This window comes from Haloferax sp. AS1 (assembly GCF_014530665.1).
GTDB lineage: Archaea > Halobacteriota > Halobacteria > Halobacteriales > Haloferacaceae > Haloferax > Haloferax volcanii.
The window spans coordinates 1,701,532-1,718,589 of sequence record NZ_SPSA01000001.1; the positions used below are offsets into that span (position 1 = coordinate 1,701,532).

15 protein-coding genes are annotated in these 17,058 nt (G+C 67.1%); 14 read left to right on the plus strand and 1 reads right to left on the minus strand.

Annotated elements, in window-relative coordinates; translation table 11 throughout:
- Positions 1-15 precede the first annotated feature (15 nt).
- The 14 genes from E4P24_RS09050 (at position 16) to katG (ending at position 14,853) form a co-directional block, all read left to right on the plus strand.
- Positions 16-498: a hypothetical protein gene (locus E4P24_RS09050; protein ID WP_049916532.1), complete on the plus strand. Its 483-nt coding sequence runs from the start codon at positions 16-18 to the stop codon at positions 496-498.
- A 304-nt stretch (positions 499-802) separates the two neighbouring features.
- Positions 803-2,491, plus strand: coding sequence for an ABC transporter substrate-binding protein (locus tag E4P24_RS09055; protein ID WP_188148384.1), 1,689 nt, complete (start codon positions 803-805; stop codon positions 2,489-2,491).
- Between the two features lie 54 nt (positions 2,492-2,545).
- Positions 2,546-3,565 (plus strand): ABC transporter permease, encoded by a 1,020-nt coding sequence (locus E4P24_RS09060; protein WP_004063094.1) that lies wholly within the window; start codon positions 2,546-2,548, stop codon positions 3,563-3,565.
- A 2-nt stretch (positions 3,566-3,567) separates the two neighbouring features.
- Entirely contained in the window at positions 3,568-4,473 is a 906-nt protein-coding gene (locus E4P24_RS09065; RefSeq protein WP_115803995.1) for an ABC transporter permease, read from the plus strand.
- Between the two features lies 1 nt (position 4,474).
- Positions 4,475-5,617 carry an ABC transporter ATP-binding protein gene (locus tag E4P24_RS09070; protein ID WP_188148385.1) on the plus strand — a complete coding sequence of 381 codons (1,143 nt, stop codon included), beginning with the start codon at positions 4,475-4,477 and terminating at the stop codon, positions 5,615-5,617.
- Entirely contained in the window at positions 5,614-6,678 is a 1,065-nt protein-coding gene (locus E4P24_RS09075; protein WP_004063091.1) for an ABC transporter ATP-binding protein, read from the plus strand. The genes E4P24_RS09070 and E4P24_RS09075 overlap by 4 nt, the downstream gene beginning before the upstream one ends.
- The gene (locus tag E4P24_RS09080) at positions 6,675-7,037 is read left to right on the plus strand and encodes a hypothetical protein (RefSeq protein WP_004063090.1); all 363 of its coding nucleotides are present in this window, start codon (positions 6,675-6,677) and stop codon (positions 7,035-7,037) included. The genes E4P24_RS09075 and E4P24_RS09080 overlap by 4 nt, the downstream gene beginning before the upstream one ends.
- Positions 7,034-8,203 carry a DUF917 family protein gene (locus E4P24_RS09085; RefSeq protein ID WP_163489201.1) on the plus strand — a complete coding sequence of 390 codons (1,170 nt, stop codon included), beginning with the start codon at positions 7,034-7,036 and terminating at the stop codon, positions 8,201-8,203. The genes E4P24_RS09080 and E4P24_RS09085 overlap by 4 nt, the downstream gene beginning before the upstream one ends.
- 8 nt (positions 8,204-8,211) lie before the next feature.
- The gene (locus tag E4P24_RS09090; RefSeq protein WP_004063088.1) at positions 8,212-9,129 is read left to right on the plus strand and encodes a DUF1177 domain-containing protein; all 918 of its coding nucleotides are present in this window, start codon (positions 8,212-8,214) and stop codon (positions 9,127-9,129) included.
- 1 nt (position 9,130) lies between these two features.
- Entirely contained in the window at positions 9,131-9,790 is a 660-nt protein-coding gene (locus E4P24_RS09095) for an AroM family protein (protein ID WP_115803998.1), read from the plus strand.
- Entirely contained in the window at positions 9,791-10,738 is a 948-nt protein-coding gene (locus E4P24_RS09100; protein WP_188148386.1) for an aminopeptidase, read from the plus strand. It begins immediately after the preceding gene.
- On the plus strand, positions 10,735-11,727 hold the full coding sequence (locus E4P24_RS09105; RefSeq protein WP_188148387.1) for a nitroreductase family protein: 993 nt from the start codon (positions 10,735-10,737) through the stop codon (positions 11,725-11,727). Before E4P24_RS09100 ends, E4P24_RS09105 begins: the two co-directional genes overlap by 4 nt.
- Positions 11,727-12,386, plus strand: coding sequence for an aspartate/glutamate racemase family protein (locus E4P24_RS09110; protein WP_115804000.1), 660 nt, complete (start codon positions 11,727-11,729; stop codon positions 12,384-12,386). Before E4P24_RS09105 ends, E4P24_RS09110 begins: the two co-directional genes overlap by 1 nt.
- A gap of 310 nt (positions 12,387-12,696) precedes the next feature.
- Positions 12,697-14,853, plus strand: a complete 2,157-nt coding sequence (gene katG, locus E4P24_RS09115) for a catalase/peroxidase HPI (RefSeq protein WP_188148388.1) — start codon at positions 12,697-12,699, stop codon at positions 14,851-14,853.
- A gap of 152 nt (positions 14,854-15,005) precedes the next feature.
- On the opposite strand, the gene E4P24_RS09120 is transcribed toward katG, so the two are convergent.
- Positions 15,006-16,742, minus strand: a complete 1,737-nt coding sequence (locus E4P24_RS09120) for a methyl-accepting chemotaxis protein (protein WP_115861313.1) — start codon at positions 16,740-16,742, stop codon at positions 15,006-15,008.
- Positions 16,743-17,058: the final 316 nt, after the last annotated feature.

Genomic DNA, 17,058 nt, shown 5'->3' on the forward strand with positions numbered 1-17,058 from the left:
ACGGAGGGTGACGACATGGTTCGCGGAAAAATCAATCGAACGAACAAGGCTCTCGCGGATTGGGCCGACGTCCTCACTGAAATCGACGAGGTCTCGGCGGGGCTCGAAGAGTCCGGCTGGGAGACGCTCGTCCTTCACCCGGGGGATGTTTCCACGACGGACGCGGCGGCGGCCGCCGATTCCGGATTCCGGCTCCTCGTTCCGGATTCCGAACTCGAAGCGCTCGAATCGACCGTTTCGGGGGCTGATACGGAGTTCGACCAGTTCGAGGTCTACCGCGCCCGCGACACGAACGTTCGCATCTTCGTCGTCGTCGTGAAATCCGAGAAAACGATGGAAGCGGTCCTCTATCCCGTGTTTTACGACGCTGATACTGACTCTTCGTTCGTCGAAACGCTCCGGACCGAATCCGAGATTCGAACGACGGTGAGCGATCTCGGAAACAGTCGCCACTGTTCGTTCCGACACCCCGAACCCGACCTGTTTCTCCCGCAGTAACTGCCCGCGGGGTCGCTGATTCCGCCCCGGTCTCGACCGCGCTCGCCGCGACGTTCTCGCGATTGGCACGCCGAGTCCTGTCCACAAATCTCACAGTTAGCTGTGTATCTCTGTGCTCTATTGAGCGAGAATAGACGAAATCAGTATCTATCGCTTTCTGATATGCCCATTCGTCTATGTGCCCGTGTTCTCGGCCCTCTCCACAATTATTACGAATATATAATTAGATGAATCAACTTAATCTATCAACGATATGTTTACTCACTAGGAAAGGTTTATACGAATGGGCTATCCACAACCCTCCATGCCAACCGGCAACATAGAACGCAGAAAACTGCTGAAGCTCATCGGCGCGGGAGCGACGAGCGTCGCCCTCGCTGGCTGTCAGGGGGCACAGCAGACCGAGACGACCGACGGGAGTTCCGGGAGCGACTCGACCGCGACCGAACAGACGAGCGACGGCGGAAGCGGTGGGAGCGGCGGCAACGACTTCCACTTCATCGCCGGGCAGGTGTTCGGGACGCTCGACCCCGCAGAGCAGGTCGACTACACGCAGGGGCTCGCGGCGCAGAACCTCTACGACGAACTCATCACGGTCGACGCCGAGACGCTCCAGCCGACCGCCCACATCGCGGAGAGTTGGGACACCGAAGACGAGGGGCAGACCTGGGTGTTCACGATTCGCGACGACGTGACGTTCTCCGACGGCACGCCGCTGACCGCCGACGACGTGGCGTACTCGCTCACCCGGATGCTGGAACTCCAGCGCGGCTACTCGTCGTTCTGGCTCGACTACCTCGACCCCTCGAACATCACCGTCCGCGACGAACAGACCGTCGCCTTCGAGTTCAATCAGGCGTACGGGCCGGCGCTGGCGACGTTCGTCCAGTTCTACATCGTCAACAGCGCTGTCGTTCAGGAGAACGAGCAGGACGGCGACTACGGGAACGCCTACCTCCAGAGCAACTCCGCCGGGTCGGGCGCGTACGTCCTCGACAACTGGGAGCAGGGCAACTCCATCGAGGCGTCGGCCTACGAGGACTACTGGAAGGGCTGGAGCGAGGACAGCTTCGACACGTTCCGCTCGACGGTCATCACCGAGGAGTCCACCATCAAGACGACGATGCAGCAGGGCGAAGGCGACATGACCGACCAGTACATGGGCACGCAGGCGTACGCCGAGATGGACTCGTACGACAACGTCCGCGTCCCCGAGGTGCCGCAGTTGCAGCTGTTCCACTTCCCGCTGAACTGCCAGAAGGCACCCACCGACGACATCAACGTCCGGAAGGCCATCGCCTACGCCTTCGACTACGACAGCGCCGTCAACGACATCATCGGCGGCGGCGGCGTCGCGGCCGGGCCGGTCCCCCGCGAGATGGCGGGCCACAACGACGACCTCGCCCCGATGGAACAGGACCTCGACAAGGCCAAGGAGTTCCTCGACAAGGCGGACTACTCCGTCGACGAAATCAACGAAATCGGCCTCGAACACGTCGTCGTCGCCGGGACCGAACTCCAGCGCCAGATGGGGCTTCTCAACCAGGCCGGGCTGAACGAACTCGGCATCGACCTCGAAATCAACCCGCTTCAGTGGGCCCGCCTCACCGACCGCGCGACGAGCGCCGAGTCGACCGCCCACATGACGAACATCTTCCACACGGCGAAGATGCCGTCGCCGGACAGCCACACCTACCTGATGTACCACCCCTCCTCGTTCGGGTCGTACATCTCCCAGTCGTGGTACTCCACCGACGAAATCGCGGCCACGCTCGAAGAAGCGCGTAAGTCTACCGACCTCCAGTCGCGGCTGGAGAAGTACGAGGAGGCGCAGGCGCTCATCGTCGAGGGCATGCCCAGCGTCTACATCGCCAACCCGCCGTACCGCATCGGCATCAACGAGAACGTCGAGGGCTGGCAGTACCGCGGCGTGATGTCGTTCGACTGGGACGTTCACTCGATGACTCGCAGCGGCGAGGGTCGCGCGGAGTAACCGTCTCCAGGCGGTTTCCGACGCCCCGAATCGGGGCGTCGACCTAACTCACCAATGTCATACGTAGATTACCTCGTTCGGCGCGCCATCCACTCGGTCCCCGTCATCTTCGGGCTATCAGTGCTCATCTTCCTGATATCCCGCGTGATTCCGGGCGACCCCGTTCGGTTGGCGCTCGGACCGGAAGCAACGCAACAGCAAGTCGCGGCGCTGCGGGCCGAGATGGGGCTCGACCAGCCCCTGCCGATGCAGTACGTCGACTGGCTCGTCGGCGTCGTGCAGGGCGACTGGGGGATGTCGCTGCGGACGAACAACAACGTCTTTTCCGACATCGTCGCCCGCCTGCCCGCGACGCTCGAACTCACCGTCGTCACGCTGTTTTGCGCCGTCCTGCTGGCGATTCCGTTCGGCGTCGTCGCCGGCACCAACAAGGACCGCTGGCAGGACCACCTCTCGCGCATCACCGCCCTGTTCGGCGTGTCGATGCCGCGGTTCTGGGTCGCTATCGTCCTCCAAATCGTCTTCGTCGTCAGCCTCGGGCTGTTGCCCCTCTCGGGGCGGCTCAGCGACGGCGTGGCTCCCCCGCCGGCGGTCACGGGGCTGTATCTGGTCGACAGCCTCATCGCCGGCCAGTTCGGGACGTTCCTCGACGCGGCCACGCACCTCCTGTTGCCGACGGTCGCGCTCGGCCTCGCCACGCTGGCGCAGGTGATGCGGCTCATCCGCTCGGACATGATCGACGAGCAGCGCAAGGACTACGTCCTCGCCGCGCGGGCCTACGGCCTTCCGAACACCCTCATCGAATACAAGTACATGCTGCAAAACGCCTTTACGAGTTCACTCACGGTGGTCGGCCTCGCGTTCGGGTTCCTCCTCGGGAACGCGTTTCTCGTGGAAATCGTCTTCGCGTGGCCGGGGATGGCGCGCTACGGCGTGCAGGCCATCCTCTATCAGGACTTCAACGCCATCGTCGGCGTCACCATCGTGGTCGGTATCGGCTTCGTGACCGCCAACTTCGTGGTCGACCTGCTGTACGGCTACCTCGACCCGCGGGTGCGGCTGGAGGAGGGATAGCCGTGTCCACGAAGACCTCCATCCCGTTTCTCGACACCGAGAGCGCCGCCCGAAAAGAGCGGCTTCGACAGCTCAAACGCGGCTTTCGGACCTTCGCGGGCAACAAGCTCTCGCTCGTCGGCTTGGCGATGATTCTGACGCTCGTCGCCGCGGCGCTCCTCGCGCCGTACATCGCGCCGTTCCCCGAACACGCCGGCGCGGGCGTCTACTTCGACCAGGCGAGCGAGCCGCCGAGCGCGACGCATCTGATGGGTACCGACACGACCGGTCGCGACATCTTCAGCCGCGTCCTGTTCGGCGCGCGCCTGTCGCTCCTGATGAGCGGCATCGTCCTCTCTATCGCCATCTCCATCGGCGTGACGCTCGGGCTCATCGCGGGCTACCTCGGCGGGACGACGAACACCGTCATCATGCGGGTGACGGACATCTTCCTCGCCATCCCGCCCACGCTCCTCGCCATGGCGGTGGTCGCCGCGACCGGCGCGTCGCTGTTCAACGTCATGGTCGCCATCGCCTTCTCGTGGTGGTCGTGGTACGCCCGCCTCGTGCAGGGCGAGGTGCTCTCGATAAAGGAAGACGAGTTCATCGAGTCGAGCCGGGCGCTCGGGTCGGGGTGGATGCGGACGACGTTCAGGGAGATTCTCCCGAACGTCGTCAGCCCCATCACGGTCAAGGCGACCCTCGACATGGGCTTCGTCATCCTCGTCGGTGCGGGCCTGTCGTTCCTCGGCCTCGGCGCGCAGCCGCCGACGCCGACGTGGGGCGCGATGATTGCACAGGGTCGCAACTACGTCACGAGCTTCTGGTGGATCGCCGTGTTCCCCGGGTTGGCGATTTCCTTCGCCGTCCTCGGGTTCAACTTCATCGGCGACGGCCTGCGCGACGTGCTCGACGTGGAGGTGGACTGAGATGGCGGACCCCATCTTGGAGGTGAAGAACCTCCACGTCCACTTCGAGACCCACGACGGGACGGCCGAAGTGATAAACGGCATCGATTTCACCATCGACCGCGGCGAGACCGCGGCGCTCGTCGGCGAGACGGGCTGCGGCAAGAGCGTCACCGTGAAATCTATCATGGGCCTGCTCCCCGCGGCGACCATCCCCGAGGGCGAGATTCGCTACAAGGGCGAGGACGTGCTCTCGCTCTCCGACGCCGAGCGCCACTCGCGGCGCGGCAAGGAGATGAGCATGATCATGCAGGACCCGATGACGAGTCTCAACCCCGTCCTGACGGTCGGCGAGCAGATGATGGACGTGCTGAAGTGGCAGGGGCGACCGCGCCTGTCGCTGTCGAAACTCGTCCGCGACGCGCTGTCCACCGGCGCGAAAGCCGACCACCGGAAGCGGGCCATCGAGATGCTCGGCGAGGTCGAAATCTCGGCCCCCGAGCGCGTCTTCGAGAGCTACCCGGTCGAACTCTCCGGCGGGATGCGCCAGCGCGTCCTCATCGCCATCGCGCTCCTGTCGGAGCCGGACCTGCTCATCGCCGACGAACCGGGCACCGCCCTCGACGTGACGACCGAGGCGAAGGTGCTCGACCTCCTCGACGAACTCGTCGAAGAGCGCGACACGAGCGTCCTCTACATCACCCACGACCTCGGCGTCGCCCGCGAGGTCAGCGACCGCATCAACGTGATGTACGCGGGCGAAATCGTCGAGCAAGCGCCGACCGCCGACCTGTTCGCGAACCCGCAGCACCCCTACACCCGCGGGCTGTTGGAGAGCATCCCGACGCTCTCGACCGGCATCGGAGACGGCATCGAAGGGCACCTGCCCGACTACACGGACCCGCCGGCCGGCTGTCGGTTCGCTGACCGCTGTCCCCACGCGGAACCGGCCTGCCACGAGGCGTACCCGTACCCGCGGCAGACCGGTCCCGACCACGCGACCGCGTGCCACCTGTTCGACGGGCTCCCGGCCCGCGAGCGTCACGAGTCGCTCGCCGCAGAACGGGTCGATATCGGCACCGCGCCGTGGTTGGCCGCTGGTGGCGACGCCCCGAGCGGCGACGCGCCCGGCGATATTTCCGCCGACGGAGGGACGGACCAATGAACGACTCAGCGTACACGACCGACCCGACCGCAGGGGTACAGCGCGACCGCGACCTCGACGACCCGATGGTCACGGTCGAGAACCTCAAGAAACACTTCCCGCTGTTCGAGGGCATCCTCCAGAAGAAGGCGGGCGAGGTCCGCGCCGTCGACGGCGTGAGCTTCTCCATCGCGGAGGGCGAGACGTTCGGCCTCGTCGGCGAGTCGGGGTCCGGCAAGACGACCACCGGCCGGTCGATGCTCCGCCTGACGGAGCCGACGAGCGGGCGGGTCGAAATCGACGGCCAGAACGTCGTCGACCTCTCCGACGGCGAGCTCAAGCGGTTCCGTCGGAACATGCAAATCGTCCACCAAGACCCGTCGTCGAGCCTCAACCCTCGCCACCGCGTCAAGTCGATTATCGAGGCACCCCTGAAGATTCACGACTACGGCGACTCCGAGGCGCGGCTCGAACGGGTCGAGGAACTCCTGGACATGGTGGACCTCCCCCGGGAGTTCATGTACCGCTACCCCGGCCAGCTCTCGGGCGGGCAGAAACAGCGCGTCGGCATCGCCCGCGCCGTGGCGCTCAACCCGAAGTTCGTCGTCCTCGACGAACCGACGAGCGCGCTCGACGTGAGCGTGCAGGCCCGCATCATCAACATCCTCGAAGAGATACAGGAGGAGTTCGGCATCACCTACCTGTTCATCACCCACGACCTCTCGCTCCTGAAGAACGTCGCCGACCGAATCGGCGTCATGTACCTCGGACGGCTCGTGGAGGTCGGCGACGTGGACTCGGTGTTCGGGTCGCCGCAACACCCGTACAGCCGGGCGCTCCTCTCCGCCATCTCGACCATCAGCGAGGAGGACGAACTGGCGAAACCCGACCGAATCACGCTCGACGGCGAGGTGCCGGACCCGAGAGAAAAGCCGAGCGGCTGTGCGTTCCGGTCGCGCTGCGCCCACGAGTTCGACGCCTGCGCGGTCGAGGAGCCCGAACTGTACGAGCGCGGGGCGGACCAGGTCGCGCGGTGTTTCCTCCACGACGACCGGTTCGAGGAGGGCGCGGAGTGGGAATGACCGCAGAGCGCACGGACCGCCTCGCCGCCCTCCGGCGGGCGCGGCAAAACCGCCCGTGGACCGACGACCTGCTCCGGTCGTGCGCGTCCGACCCGGCGGCGTTCAAAGCCGCCCAGCCGGCGTGTTCGGCCTGCGACCGGCCGTGCCGCGACGACGAGGTCTGCGCCACGGCGGTGGCCAAATCCGACGGGCTGTTCGAATCGATGGGCCGCGACCAGACGTATCACCTGCTCGCGGCGGGCATGAAGCGACTCCGGGCGCGGGGGACCGCGACGCTTCGCGACGCCGACAGACAGCGGCCGAACGCCTTTCTCAGCGTGACGGCCGCCGACGGAGACTCCCCCGAGGCACCCCAATGACGACAGACGACACGCAGACGGACGGCGCGCAGCCCGCGCCGACAGACGACGCACAGAGCCCGCAGTCGGACGACACACGTCCCGCGCCGACAGACGGCGAGCGGACGATAACGACCGACTGGGTCGAAGATATCGCGGTCGGCGGCGCGGTCCTCGGCGGCGGGGGCGGCGGCTCGCTTTCGAAAGGTATCGAGTTCGGTGAACTCGCCGTCGAGTACGGCCGACCGACTATCGTCTCGGTCGCGGACCTCGACCCGACGGACGTGGTGTTGACCGTCAGCGGCGTGGGCGCGCCCGCCGCGACCGAGAGCCACGTCGACCCCGCGGACTACGTGCGCGCGGTCGAACTGTTGGTGGACAGACTCGCGGCCGACGGGACGACCGTCGGCGCGCTGATGACGAACGAGATGGGCGGGTTCGCCACCGTCAACGGCCTGCTCCAGTCGGCCGTCACGGGCCTCCCGCTCGTCGACGCCGCCTGCAACGGGCGGGCGCACCCGACCGGGCCGATGGGCTCTATCGGGCTGTCGCAGGACGCCGAGTCGGTGCAGGCGGCGGTCGGCGGCGTGCCGGGCACCGCCAGCCGACTGGAGACGGTCGTCGAAGCGGAACTCGGCACGGCGGCGTCGCTCGTGCGACACGCGGCCGAAGACGCCGGCGGCCTCGTCGCCGTCGCCCGCAACCCGGTCTCGGCAAGCTACGCCGAGGCCAACGCGGCGCTCGACACCTACGACCAGGCCGAGGCGGTCGGTCGCGCGGTCAGGTTCGCGGACGACGGCCGCGACGCCGCGGAACGCGTCGCCGACGTGCTCGGCGGCGAAGTTTCGCTCGTCGGTCCCGTCGAGTCGTTCGCGCTCGAAACGACCGGCGGCTTCGACGTGGGCGAGGTCGAAATCGAGGGGAGCGAACTCACCTTCTGGAACGAGTACATGACGCTCGACCTCGACGGCGAGCGCCTCGCGACGTTCCCGGACCTCATCACGACGCTCGACGCCGAGACGGGGATGCCCGTCTCGACGGCGGAACTCGCGGAGGGGCGGTCCGTGGCGGTCGTCGTCGCGCCCGCGGCGAACCTCTCTCTGGGCGCGGGGATGGCCGACCCGGCGCTCTTCGACCCGGTGGAACAGGCGGTCGGAAAAGCGGTCAAATCACACGTATTCAACTAACGACACTCATGTTCGACAAGATTCAGCAAGCCTACGACATCCTCAGCCGTCCCGACGCGGACGGCGAACTGGTACGCGACGCGCTCGAAACGTACGGCCTCGACACCGAGGTGACGACCATCTCGACCGACGAGGGGTCGACCGACTTCGTCAAGACGGTCGTCCCCGGCCGCGACCCGGACGCGCCGACCCTCGGCGTCGTCGGTCGCCTCGGCGGGGTCGCCGCGCGGCCGGCCGAACTCGGCCCGGTCTCCGACGCCGACGGGGCAATCGTCGCCCTCGCGGTCGCGCTCCACCTCGGCGAGATGCGCGAGCGCGGCGACGTGCTCGCCGGCGACGTTCGCATCGCCACGCACGTCTGTCCCGACGCGCCGACCTCCCCGCACGACCCGGTGCCCTTCATGGGCAGTCCGGTCGATACGCGTACTATGAACGAACACGAGGTGGACGAGGAGATGGACGCGGTCGTCTCCGTCGACGCCACGAAGGGCAACCGCGTCCACTGCGAGCGCGGCTTCGCCATCACGCCCACGGTCAAGGAGGGCTGGGTGCTGAAGGTGAGCGACAGCCTCCTCGACATCCAAGAGCGGGCGACCGGCCGCCCGCCGAGCACGCTCACGCTCACGATGCAGGACATCACCCCCTACGGCAACGACGTCCACCACATCAACAGCATCCTCCAGCCGGCGACGGCGACCGACGCGCCCGTCGTGGGCGTGGCGACGACGAGCGTCTCGCCCGTCCCCGGCTGCGGGACCGGCGCGAACTACCTCACCGACCTGCTCGACGCGACCGGGTTCGTCGTCGAGACGGCCAAGGACTTCACCCGCGGCCGCGCGTCGTTCTACGACGAGGCCGAGTACGACCGCCTCACGTCGCTGTACGGTTCGATGGGTCGCCTCCAGACGTTGGGCGAGGGCGTCTGAGATGTCGACGCTCGGACTCGTGACCATCGGGCAGGCCCCCCGGACCGACGTGACGCCCGACATCGCGGCGGCGCTCCCGCCCGAGGTGGACATCGTCGAGGTCGGCGCGCTCGACCGGTTCGACTCGGCGGCCGAGGTCGAGGCCGCGGTCGGCCCGCGCGAGGGACAGCCGGTGTACGTCTCGCGGCTGGCCGACGGCACGGCCGTCACCGTCGACCGCGAGTCGGTCGTCGAACTCCTCGGAGCGCGCATCCGCGACCTCGAATCCGAGGTGACGGCCATCGGCGTCCTCTGTACGGGTCACTTCCCGTCGTTCGACGTCAGCGTCCCCGTCTTCGAGCCGAGCGACCTGCTTTCGGCGTGGGTCTCGGCCATCCTCGACGGGGGGACCCTCGGCGTCATCATGCCCAAGGAGGAACAGGAGGCCATGACGTTCGAGAAGTGGGCCGATTACGACCTCGTCACGGCCGCCGGGTCGCCGTACGCCGACGAAGACGAGGTGTCGGCCGCGGCGGCCGACATCGGCACCGACGCCGACCTCATCGTGATGGACTGCATGGGCTACACGCCCGAGATGAAAGCGACCGTCCGCGAGCTAACGGGTACGGGCGTCCTGCTCGGGCGGTCGGTGCTGGCGAAGACCGCCGAGGAGGTGCTCTGAATGGCCGACTATCGCGAGGTGGCGACGCGGCTCCTCACCGAGAACATGAACGCCTCCCCCGGTGAGACGCTCCTCGTCGTGACCGATACCGACACGAACCACATCGGCCGGGCGCTGTTCGAGGCGGGGGTCGACCTCGGCTTGGACTCCGGGCTGTTCGAGATTCCGCCGATGGAGCGAAACGGGATGGAACCGCCGGAATCGGTCGCCCGCGCCATGGAATCGGCCGATGTCGTGGTCTGTCCGACCAGCGCGTCGCTGACCCACACGCGAGCGCGAGAGGCCGCGACCGAGGCCGGCGCTCGCGTCGCCACGATGCCCGGCATCACGGACCAGATGTTCAGCGCGGGCGCGATTACGGCCGACTACGAGGAGGTCGAACGCCTGACGGCGGCGCTCACGGAGAAGCTCACCGCGGCCGACGAGGCCCGCATCGAGGCCGGCGGCGCGTCGGCGACGATGTCGCTTTCGGGCCGCGACGGCATCCCGAGCGACGGCATCATCGCCGACCCCGGCGACTCCGGCAACCTCCCGTCCGGCGAGAGCTACGTCGCGCCGGTCGAGGGGACGGCCACCGGCACGCTCGTCTTCGACGGCGGCCTCGCGGGCGTCGGCGTCCTCGACGACCCGCTGACGGTCGAACTCGACGCGGGGCACATCACGTCCGTCGAGGGCGCGGCCGCCGACGAGTTCCTCGACGCGACGAGCGGCGACGACTGCGCCCGACGGGTGTGCGAACTCGGCCTCGGGACGAACCCCGCGGCGAGCATCATCGGGACCGTCCTCGAAGACGAGAAGGTGTACGGCACCTGCCACGTCGCCTTCGGGGACAACCTCGGCTTCGGCGGGACCATCGACTGCGACTCGCACCTCGACGGCGTCATCCTCGAACCGACGGTCTCGCTCGACGGCGACGTCGTCGTCGCCGACGGCGAGGTGCGCGTGTGAGCGACCGCACGCCTTCGCCCTCGGTCGGTGACCGCGCGGGCACGGACCGCTCGGAGCAAGCAGACCACCCGGGCCACCCGGACCACCCGGACCGCACGGACCGCCCCGCACTCGCCGCGGCGGCCGCCGAGGTTCCGGACCTCGCCCCGTGGTTGGCGCGCCGCGCCACGGTCCGCCAGTTCGACGCCGACGCCGAGATTCCCGACGACGAGGTTCGCGCGATGGTCGACGCCGGACGGAAGGCCCCGACCAGCGGGACGACCCAGATGTACAGTTTCGTCTGGGTGCGCGACCCCGACCGCCGCGAGCGGATTCACGAACTGTGTAGCCGCGGCACCGTGCAGGTCGAGGAGGCGAGCCACTTCCTCCTCGTCTGTATCGACGTCCGCCGGATTCGACTGCTGTTGAAGCACCGCGACCGCGAGTTCCGCATGACGCCCGCGATGGGGCTGTTGGAGGGGTCGATAGACGCTTCGCTGGCCGCGATGGGCGTCATGCTGGCCGCCGAGAGCCGCGGCTACGGCGTCTGCCCTATCGGTAACATCCTGAACAATCTCACCGAGGTCGCCGCGACGGCCGACCTTCCGTCGGGCGTCCTGCCGATTTTCGGGCTCTGTCTCGGCGTCCCGCGTCACGGCGAGGCGACCGAGAACGCCCCGCGGGTCCCGCTCGACACGGTGCTCCACGAAGGCGGCTACCGCGACCCCACCGAGGCGCAACTCGACGCCTGCTACGACGCGATGAACGAGATGTACGGCGACAGCGTCTACGGCGACGACCGCCGCGAGTGGCAGGAGACGCTCGAACGCTACTGGGGGCCGAACGGCTTCATGAATCGCCGCGAGGGCGAACTGCTCGCCGCGCTCCGCCAGCAGGGCTTCTTCGCGGCCCGCGGCATCGACGAGCCGGCGGACGCGGACTCGGACTCGGACTCGCCAGACCCGGACCCGGACCCGGACGCCGAGCGGAACGGCGGGGGTTCCGACTGATGGTCGAACTCGGCGTCCTCCGCGTGCTCACGCTGGACGACCCGGAGGAGGTCGCCCGCCACGGGCGACTCGTCGAGCGGCACTACCCGCACGTCTCGACGCTGTCGCGGTGCATCCCCGACCACCCCGACGGGATTCCGAACGCGGCCGCCGAGGTCGACGCGCTCCCGTACATCGAGGCGCTCGGTCGCGAGATGGCGACCGAAGTCGATGCGCTCTGTATCAGTTGCGCGCTCGACCCCGGCGTGGAGGCGCTCGGCGAAGCGCTCGACATCCCGGTCGTCGGCGCGGGCGCGAGCGTGGCGGCCGTCGCGTCCGCCCGCGGCGAGCGCGTCGGGACGCTCGGTCTCGAAAACGGGGCCGGGTCGGCCATTCGTGACCTGCTCGGCGACCGACTCGCGGCCGAGGCGGTCGTGGAGGGCGCGGCGACGACGAACTTCCTCACGACCGACGACGGGCGAGCGGCGATTCGCGCGGCGGTCGACCGCCTCGTCGACGCCGGCTGTGACGTCGTCGCGCCGAGTTGTACCGGCATCTCCTCGTCGGGCGCGATTCCCGACGCGCGGGCCGACGCTCCGATACCCATCGTCGACCCTGTCGTGGCGATGGGCGCGGTGGCGACGACCGCGGTCGCGCCGCCGCGTCCACCACGGCAGTAGGTTGCCGGACCACCCCGATGGCATTCCGCGCCGCTCGCGCCGCGCTCGGGGTCACACGCGCGAGCTACCCATTTCGTCGTGCTCGGTTGCGGGCCGGCATCCTCGACCAGTCAACAGACAAACAACACTCGACGGGTCGCTCATCGACGGTCCACAACCAGTCACTATTTCGATATAATCGCGAATACGTCCCCGTCAAGAGCTCCCCGACTGAGAATTATTCATAAAGTAAAAAGATTGCTTTGGCTATAACCAAGAGTTAATTCAAAATCAGTCAATTTTATCACTCAAAAGCGGTAACCGTTGGTGTATGAGTGGCTCTGACCATAACTGGTGGCCAAACCAGTTAGACCTCGAAATCCTCGACCAGAACGCACAACAGACCGACCCGATGGGCGAGGAGTTCGACTACGCCGAGGAGTTCCAGCAGCTCGACTACGAGCAGGTGAAAGCCGACCTCGAAGAGCTGATGACCGACTCGCAGGACTGGTGGCCGGCGGACTACGGCCACTACGGTCCCCTCTTTATCCGGATGGCGTGGCACAGCGCCGGGACGTACCGCGCCCACGACGGCCGCGGCGGCGCGTCCGGCGGACACCAGCGTCTCCCGCCGATTAGCAGTTGGCCGGACAACGTGAACCTCGACAAGGCGCGACGCCTCCTCTGGCCCGTCAAGAAGAAGTACGGGAATCAGCTCTCGTGGGGCGACCTCATCGTCCTCGCCGGCAACGTGGCCCTCGAATCGATGGGCTTCGAGACGTTCGGCTTCGCGGGCGGCCGCGCCGACGACTACGTCGGCGACAAGGCCCCCAGCTGGGGTCCCGAAGACGAGTGGGAGACGACCTCCCCCGACCGCTTCGACGAGGACGGTAATCTCAAAGAGCCGCTCGGCAACACCGTCATGGGCCTCATCTACGTCAACCCCGAAGGTCCCAACGGCGAACCCGACCTCGAAGGCTCCGCGAAGAACATCCGCGAGACGTTCAGCGGCATGGCGATGAACGACAAGGAGACCGTCGCGCTCATCGCCGGCGGCCACACCTTCGGGAAGGTTCACGGCGCGGACTCCGGCGACAACCTCGAAGCCGAACCCGAGGCGGCTCCCATCGAGGAACAGGGCCTCGGCTGGAAGAACAACCACGGCTCCGGAAAGGGCCCCGACACCATCACCAGCGGCATCGAGGGCCCGTGGACCAGCGCGCCGACCCAGTGGGACATGGGCTACGTCGCCAACCTCCTCGACTACGAGTGGGAGGCGCACAAGGGCCCCGGCGGTGCGTGGCAGTGGCGGCCGGCCGACGAGTCGCCGGCGGACAAGATTCCGGACGCGGCTCCGGACGCGCACCTCCCCGACCAGTTCGTCGACCCGATGATGCTCACCACCGACATCGCGCTGAAGAAGGACCCCGACTTCCGCGCGGTGCTCGAGGAGTTCCGAGAGGACCCCGCGGAGTTCCAAGAGTCGTTCGCCAAGGCGTGGTACAAGCTCCTCCACCGCGACATGGGTCCGCCGGCCCGGCTCCACGGCCCCGAGGTTCCGGACGAAGTGATGCTGTGGCAGGACCCCATCCCGGACGCCGACTACGACCTCATCGACGACGAGGACGCCGAGGAGCTCAAAGCAGAGCTTCTCGACTCGGAGCTCTCTGTCTCTCAGTTGGTCAAGACGGCGTGGGCCGCGGCGTCCACGTACCGCGACAGCGACAAGCGCGGCGGCGCGAACGGCGCGCGCATCCGCCTCGAACCCCAGCGTAGCTGGGAAGTCAACGAGCCCGACCAGCTCGACGACGTGCTCGGCACCCTCGAAGAGATTCAGGAGTCGTTCAACGGCGCGCGGTCCGACGACACCCGCGTCTCGCTCGCGGACCTCATCGTGCTGGGCGGCGCTGCGGCCATCGAGGAGGCGGCGGCCGACGCCGGCTACGACGTCGAAGTGCCGTTCGAGCCCGGACGGACCGACGCGTCGCAGGAACAGACCGACGTCGAGTCCTTCGAGATGCTCAAGCCCGACGCCGACGGCTTCCGCAACTACATCGCGGACGACGTCGACGAGCGCCCCGAGGACCTGCTCGTCGACAAGGCGGACCTGCTCGACCTCTCGGCGCACGAGATGACCGTCCTCGTCGGCGGCATGCGCGCGCTGGGCGCGAACTACCAGGACTCCGACCTCGGCGTCCTCACCGACGAGCCCGAGACGCTCACGAACGACTTCTTCGAGAACCTGCTCGACATGGACTACGAGTGGGAGCCGGTCTCAGACGACCAGTACCTGTACGAAGTGCGCGACCGCGAGACGGGCGATGTCGAGTGGGAGGCCACCCGCTTCGACCTCGTCTTCGGCTCGAACTCCCGGCTTCGCGCCATCGCGGAAGTGTACGGCGGCGACGACGGCGAAGCAGAGTTCGTCGAGGACTTCGTCGCGACGTGGCACAAGATTATGAGCCACGACCGCTTCGACCTCGAATAACCGCGCTCCCCGCCGCGTTCGGTCGCGGTTGCGGCGCGCAAAGTCGGTCACCGCCGCGGCGTCTGCGGTCGCGGTCACCGACGCCGGCTGACGGCTGACTTTTCCGCTCGCTTTTTTCGCTCTCACTCGTTCCCCGAGCGACTGCCGGCAAGTCAGTCGTCGGCCGGAACCTCGCAGTCGAACGTTTCGAGCCGTGCTTGCAGGCTGCCGGTCTGGCCTCTGAGGTCGTCGAGTTGTTCCCGAACCCCCGAAATCGTCGCCGCTCTGGACTCGGCTTGGCTCGCCAGCGCGTCGCTCTGTTCCGCGATATCCCGCGAGCGGTCGGCGACGCCGATAATCGCGTCGACCACCTCCTCGGTCGTGCGCGCGCCGTCGTCGGTCGCCGTAGCGACCTCGTCGACCGACATATCGACGCTTTCGACGATGTCCGAGACCGCCGCGAACGCTTCTGCGGCGTCGGTCGTCGTCGACCGTCCCGTTTCGAGCTGCGCCTTCGTCCGTTTCATCTCCGTCTGTACGCGCGCCACGTCTTCGATTGTCTCGGTTATCGTCCGCTCGATGGCCGCCGAGTGGTCTTGGGTCTCGTCGGCGAGGGACTTCACTTCCTCTGCGACGACCGCGAACCCCTCGCTGCCGTCCGAGGCGCGGGCGGCCTCGATGTTGGCGTTGAGCGCGAGCGTGTTCGTCTGTTCGGCGATCGACTCGATGAGGTCGGTGCTCTTCGAGACGTCGTCCATCCGGTCGTCGAGCGACTCGACCAGCGACGCGAGTTCGTCGACGCTCTGTTCGACGTTTTCGATGGCCTCGATGGCCGTCGTCGCAGTCCCCGTCCCCGCCTCGGCGGCCTCCGCGGCGTCGCTCGCCTCGCCGGAGACTTGGTCGGCGTTCGCGGCGATTTCCTCGATTGTCGCCGACAGACTGCTCAGTTCGTCCGTCGTGGATTCGAGGTCGTGAGCCTGCTCGCGCACGTCCGTGGCGAACGCCCCCACGTCGGCCGCGAGCTGTCGTTGCGTCCGTTCGAGCGTTTCGGCGTCGTCGTGGACCGACTGCGTCGTTCGCTCGACGGTCGCCGCGAACGCTCGGAGATCGACGATAGTCGACGAGAGGTCGCGCTTCATCGCCGTGAACGCGTCGCTGATGGCTTCGATGGCCTCGATATCCGACCCTTCTGGCGGGTTCGCGGTGAAATCCCCCTCCGAGACGGCGTCCATGGCCGCGGCGAGTTCGTCGGCCTGCACCATCAACTGCTCGTTCAGGCGCTCGACTTCGGCTTTCGCCTCCTCGCTGTCTTCGAGGCTCTGCATCTTCTGTCTGGTCTCCTCGCGGGAGCGCTCGACAGAGAACCAGTTCGTGACTAACGCCGACGCGAGCATGAGGATGAACACCGCGTGGACGAGCCCCCAGCCCATCGGGTTCGCGATTGCGTCGGGGTGGTTGTACACCGCTTCCGGGTGGTCCATGCCGAAGACGCCGTGCTGGATGGCGACGTACAGGATGCCGACGACGAACGGGAGCCAGTCCTCATAGACCGCGAGGACGGCCACGATGACGAAAAAGTGGAAGTGCGCCTCGATGTAGCCGCCCGAGAAGTAGACGAGCAGAGCCGAACACGTCAGCAACCCGATTGATGCGAAGCCGCTCCGCATCCGGCGCGGGAGCCACGGGAGCCACGCGAACAGTGCCAACCCCGCGACCGCTCCGACGCCGAGCAAGACGTGTTCGGCGGGCGCGGCGGTGAGCGTCGCACCCGTGACGTACGGCTCCGACCCGGTGAAGTTCCCGAGAAAGTACAAAAGCGGCGCGTGCGCCACGAGGAAGACGAGGATGTTTCGGTGACGCGCCCGCCACGACTCGCTCGGAATCGAGTCCCCCTGCGGGACGTATCTCACTGCGTCTCGGAGCCGCTGTCGCCACCGCCCCACACCGCGTCGACGGTTCTGCGTGTCCGCTGTCGGCGTTCCCATACCCCTCCCCTTCGACTTCGGGGTGAAATGAATTGCCGCTCGTTTATCAACGTTGATTCTGCTCCCGGGAGATTTCCCCTCCAAAACCGATATATCGTGGTGTTTTGTAGAATTTCGACAGCCAGTTATTTAATTTTCAACACGTTCTCGTGTGGTCGACGGAACCTGTCGTTTGATGGCTATCGGCGGGGGTAGCGTGCAGTGAGCATCCGACCGAAGTTGGGTGGTTCGGTACACGGTG

Bases quoted from the DNA above. Each gene is read 5' to 3' on its own strand.
- E4P24_RS09110 (WP_115804000.1), top strand. From the start codon at position 11,727: ATGGTCGAACTCGGCGTCCTCCGCGTGCTCACGCTGGACGACCCGGAG.
- E4P24_RS09090 (WP_004063088.1), top strand. From the start codon at position 8,212: ATGTTCGACAAGATTCAGCAAGCCTACGACATCCTCAGCCGTCCCGAC.
- E4P24_RS09100 (WP_188148386.1), top strand. From the start codon at position 9,791: ATGGCCGACTATCGCGAGGTGGCGACGCGGCTCCTCACCGAGAACATG.
- E4P24_RS09050 (WP_049916532.1), top strand. From the start codon at position 16: ATGGTTCGCGGAAAAATCAATCGAACGAACAAGGCTCTCGCGGATTGG.
- E4P24_RS09095 (WP_115803998.1), top strand. From the start codon at position 9,131: ATGTCGACGCTCGGACTCGTGACCATCGGGCAGGCCCCCCGGACCGAC.
- E4P24_RS09085 (WP_163489201.1), top strand. From the start codon at position 7,034: ATGACGACAGACGACACGCAGACGGACGGCGCGCAGCCCGCGCCGACA.
- E4P24_RS09075 (WP_004063091.1), top strand. From the start codon at position 5,614: ATGAACGACTCAGCGTACACGACCGACCCGACCGCAGGGGTACAGCGC.
- katG (WP_188148388.1), top strand. From the start codon at position 12,697: ATGAGTGGCTCTGACCATAACTGGTGGCCAAACCAGTTAGACCTCGAA.
- E4P24_RS09060 (WP_004063094.1), top strand. From the start codon at position 2,546: ATGTCATACGTAGATTACCTCGTTCGGCGCGCCATCCACTCGGTCCCC.
- E4P24_RS09080 (WP_004063090.1), top strand. From the start codon at position 6,675: ATGACCGCAGAGCGCACGGACCGCCTCGCCGCCCTCCGGCGGGCGCGG.
- E4P24_RS09070 (WP_188148385.1), top strand. From the start codon at position 4,475: ATGGCGGACCCCATCTTGGAGGTGAAGAACCTCCACGTCCACTTCGAG.
- E4P24_RS09055 (WP_188148384.1), top strand. From the start codon at position 803: ATGCCAACCGGCAACATAGAACGCAGAAAACTGCTGAAGCTCATCGGC.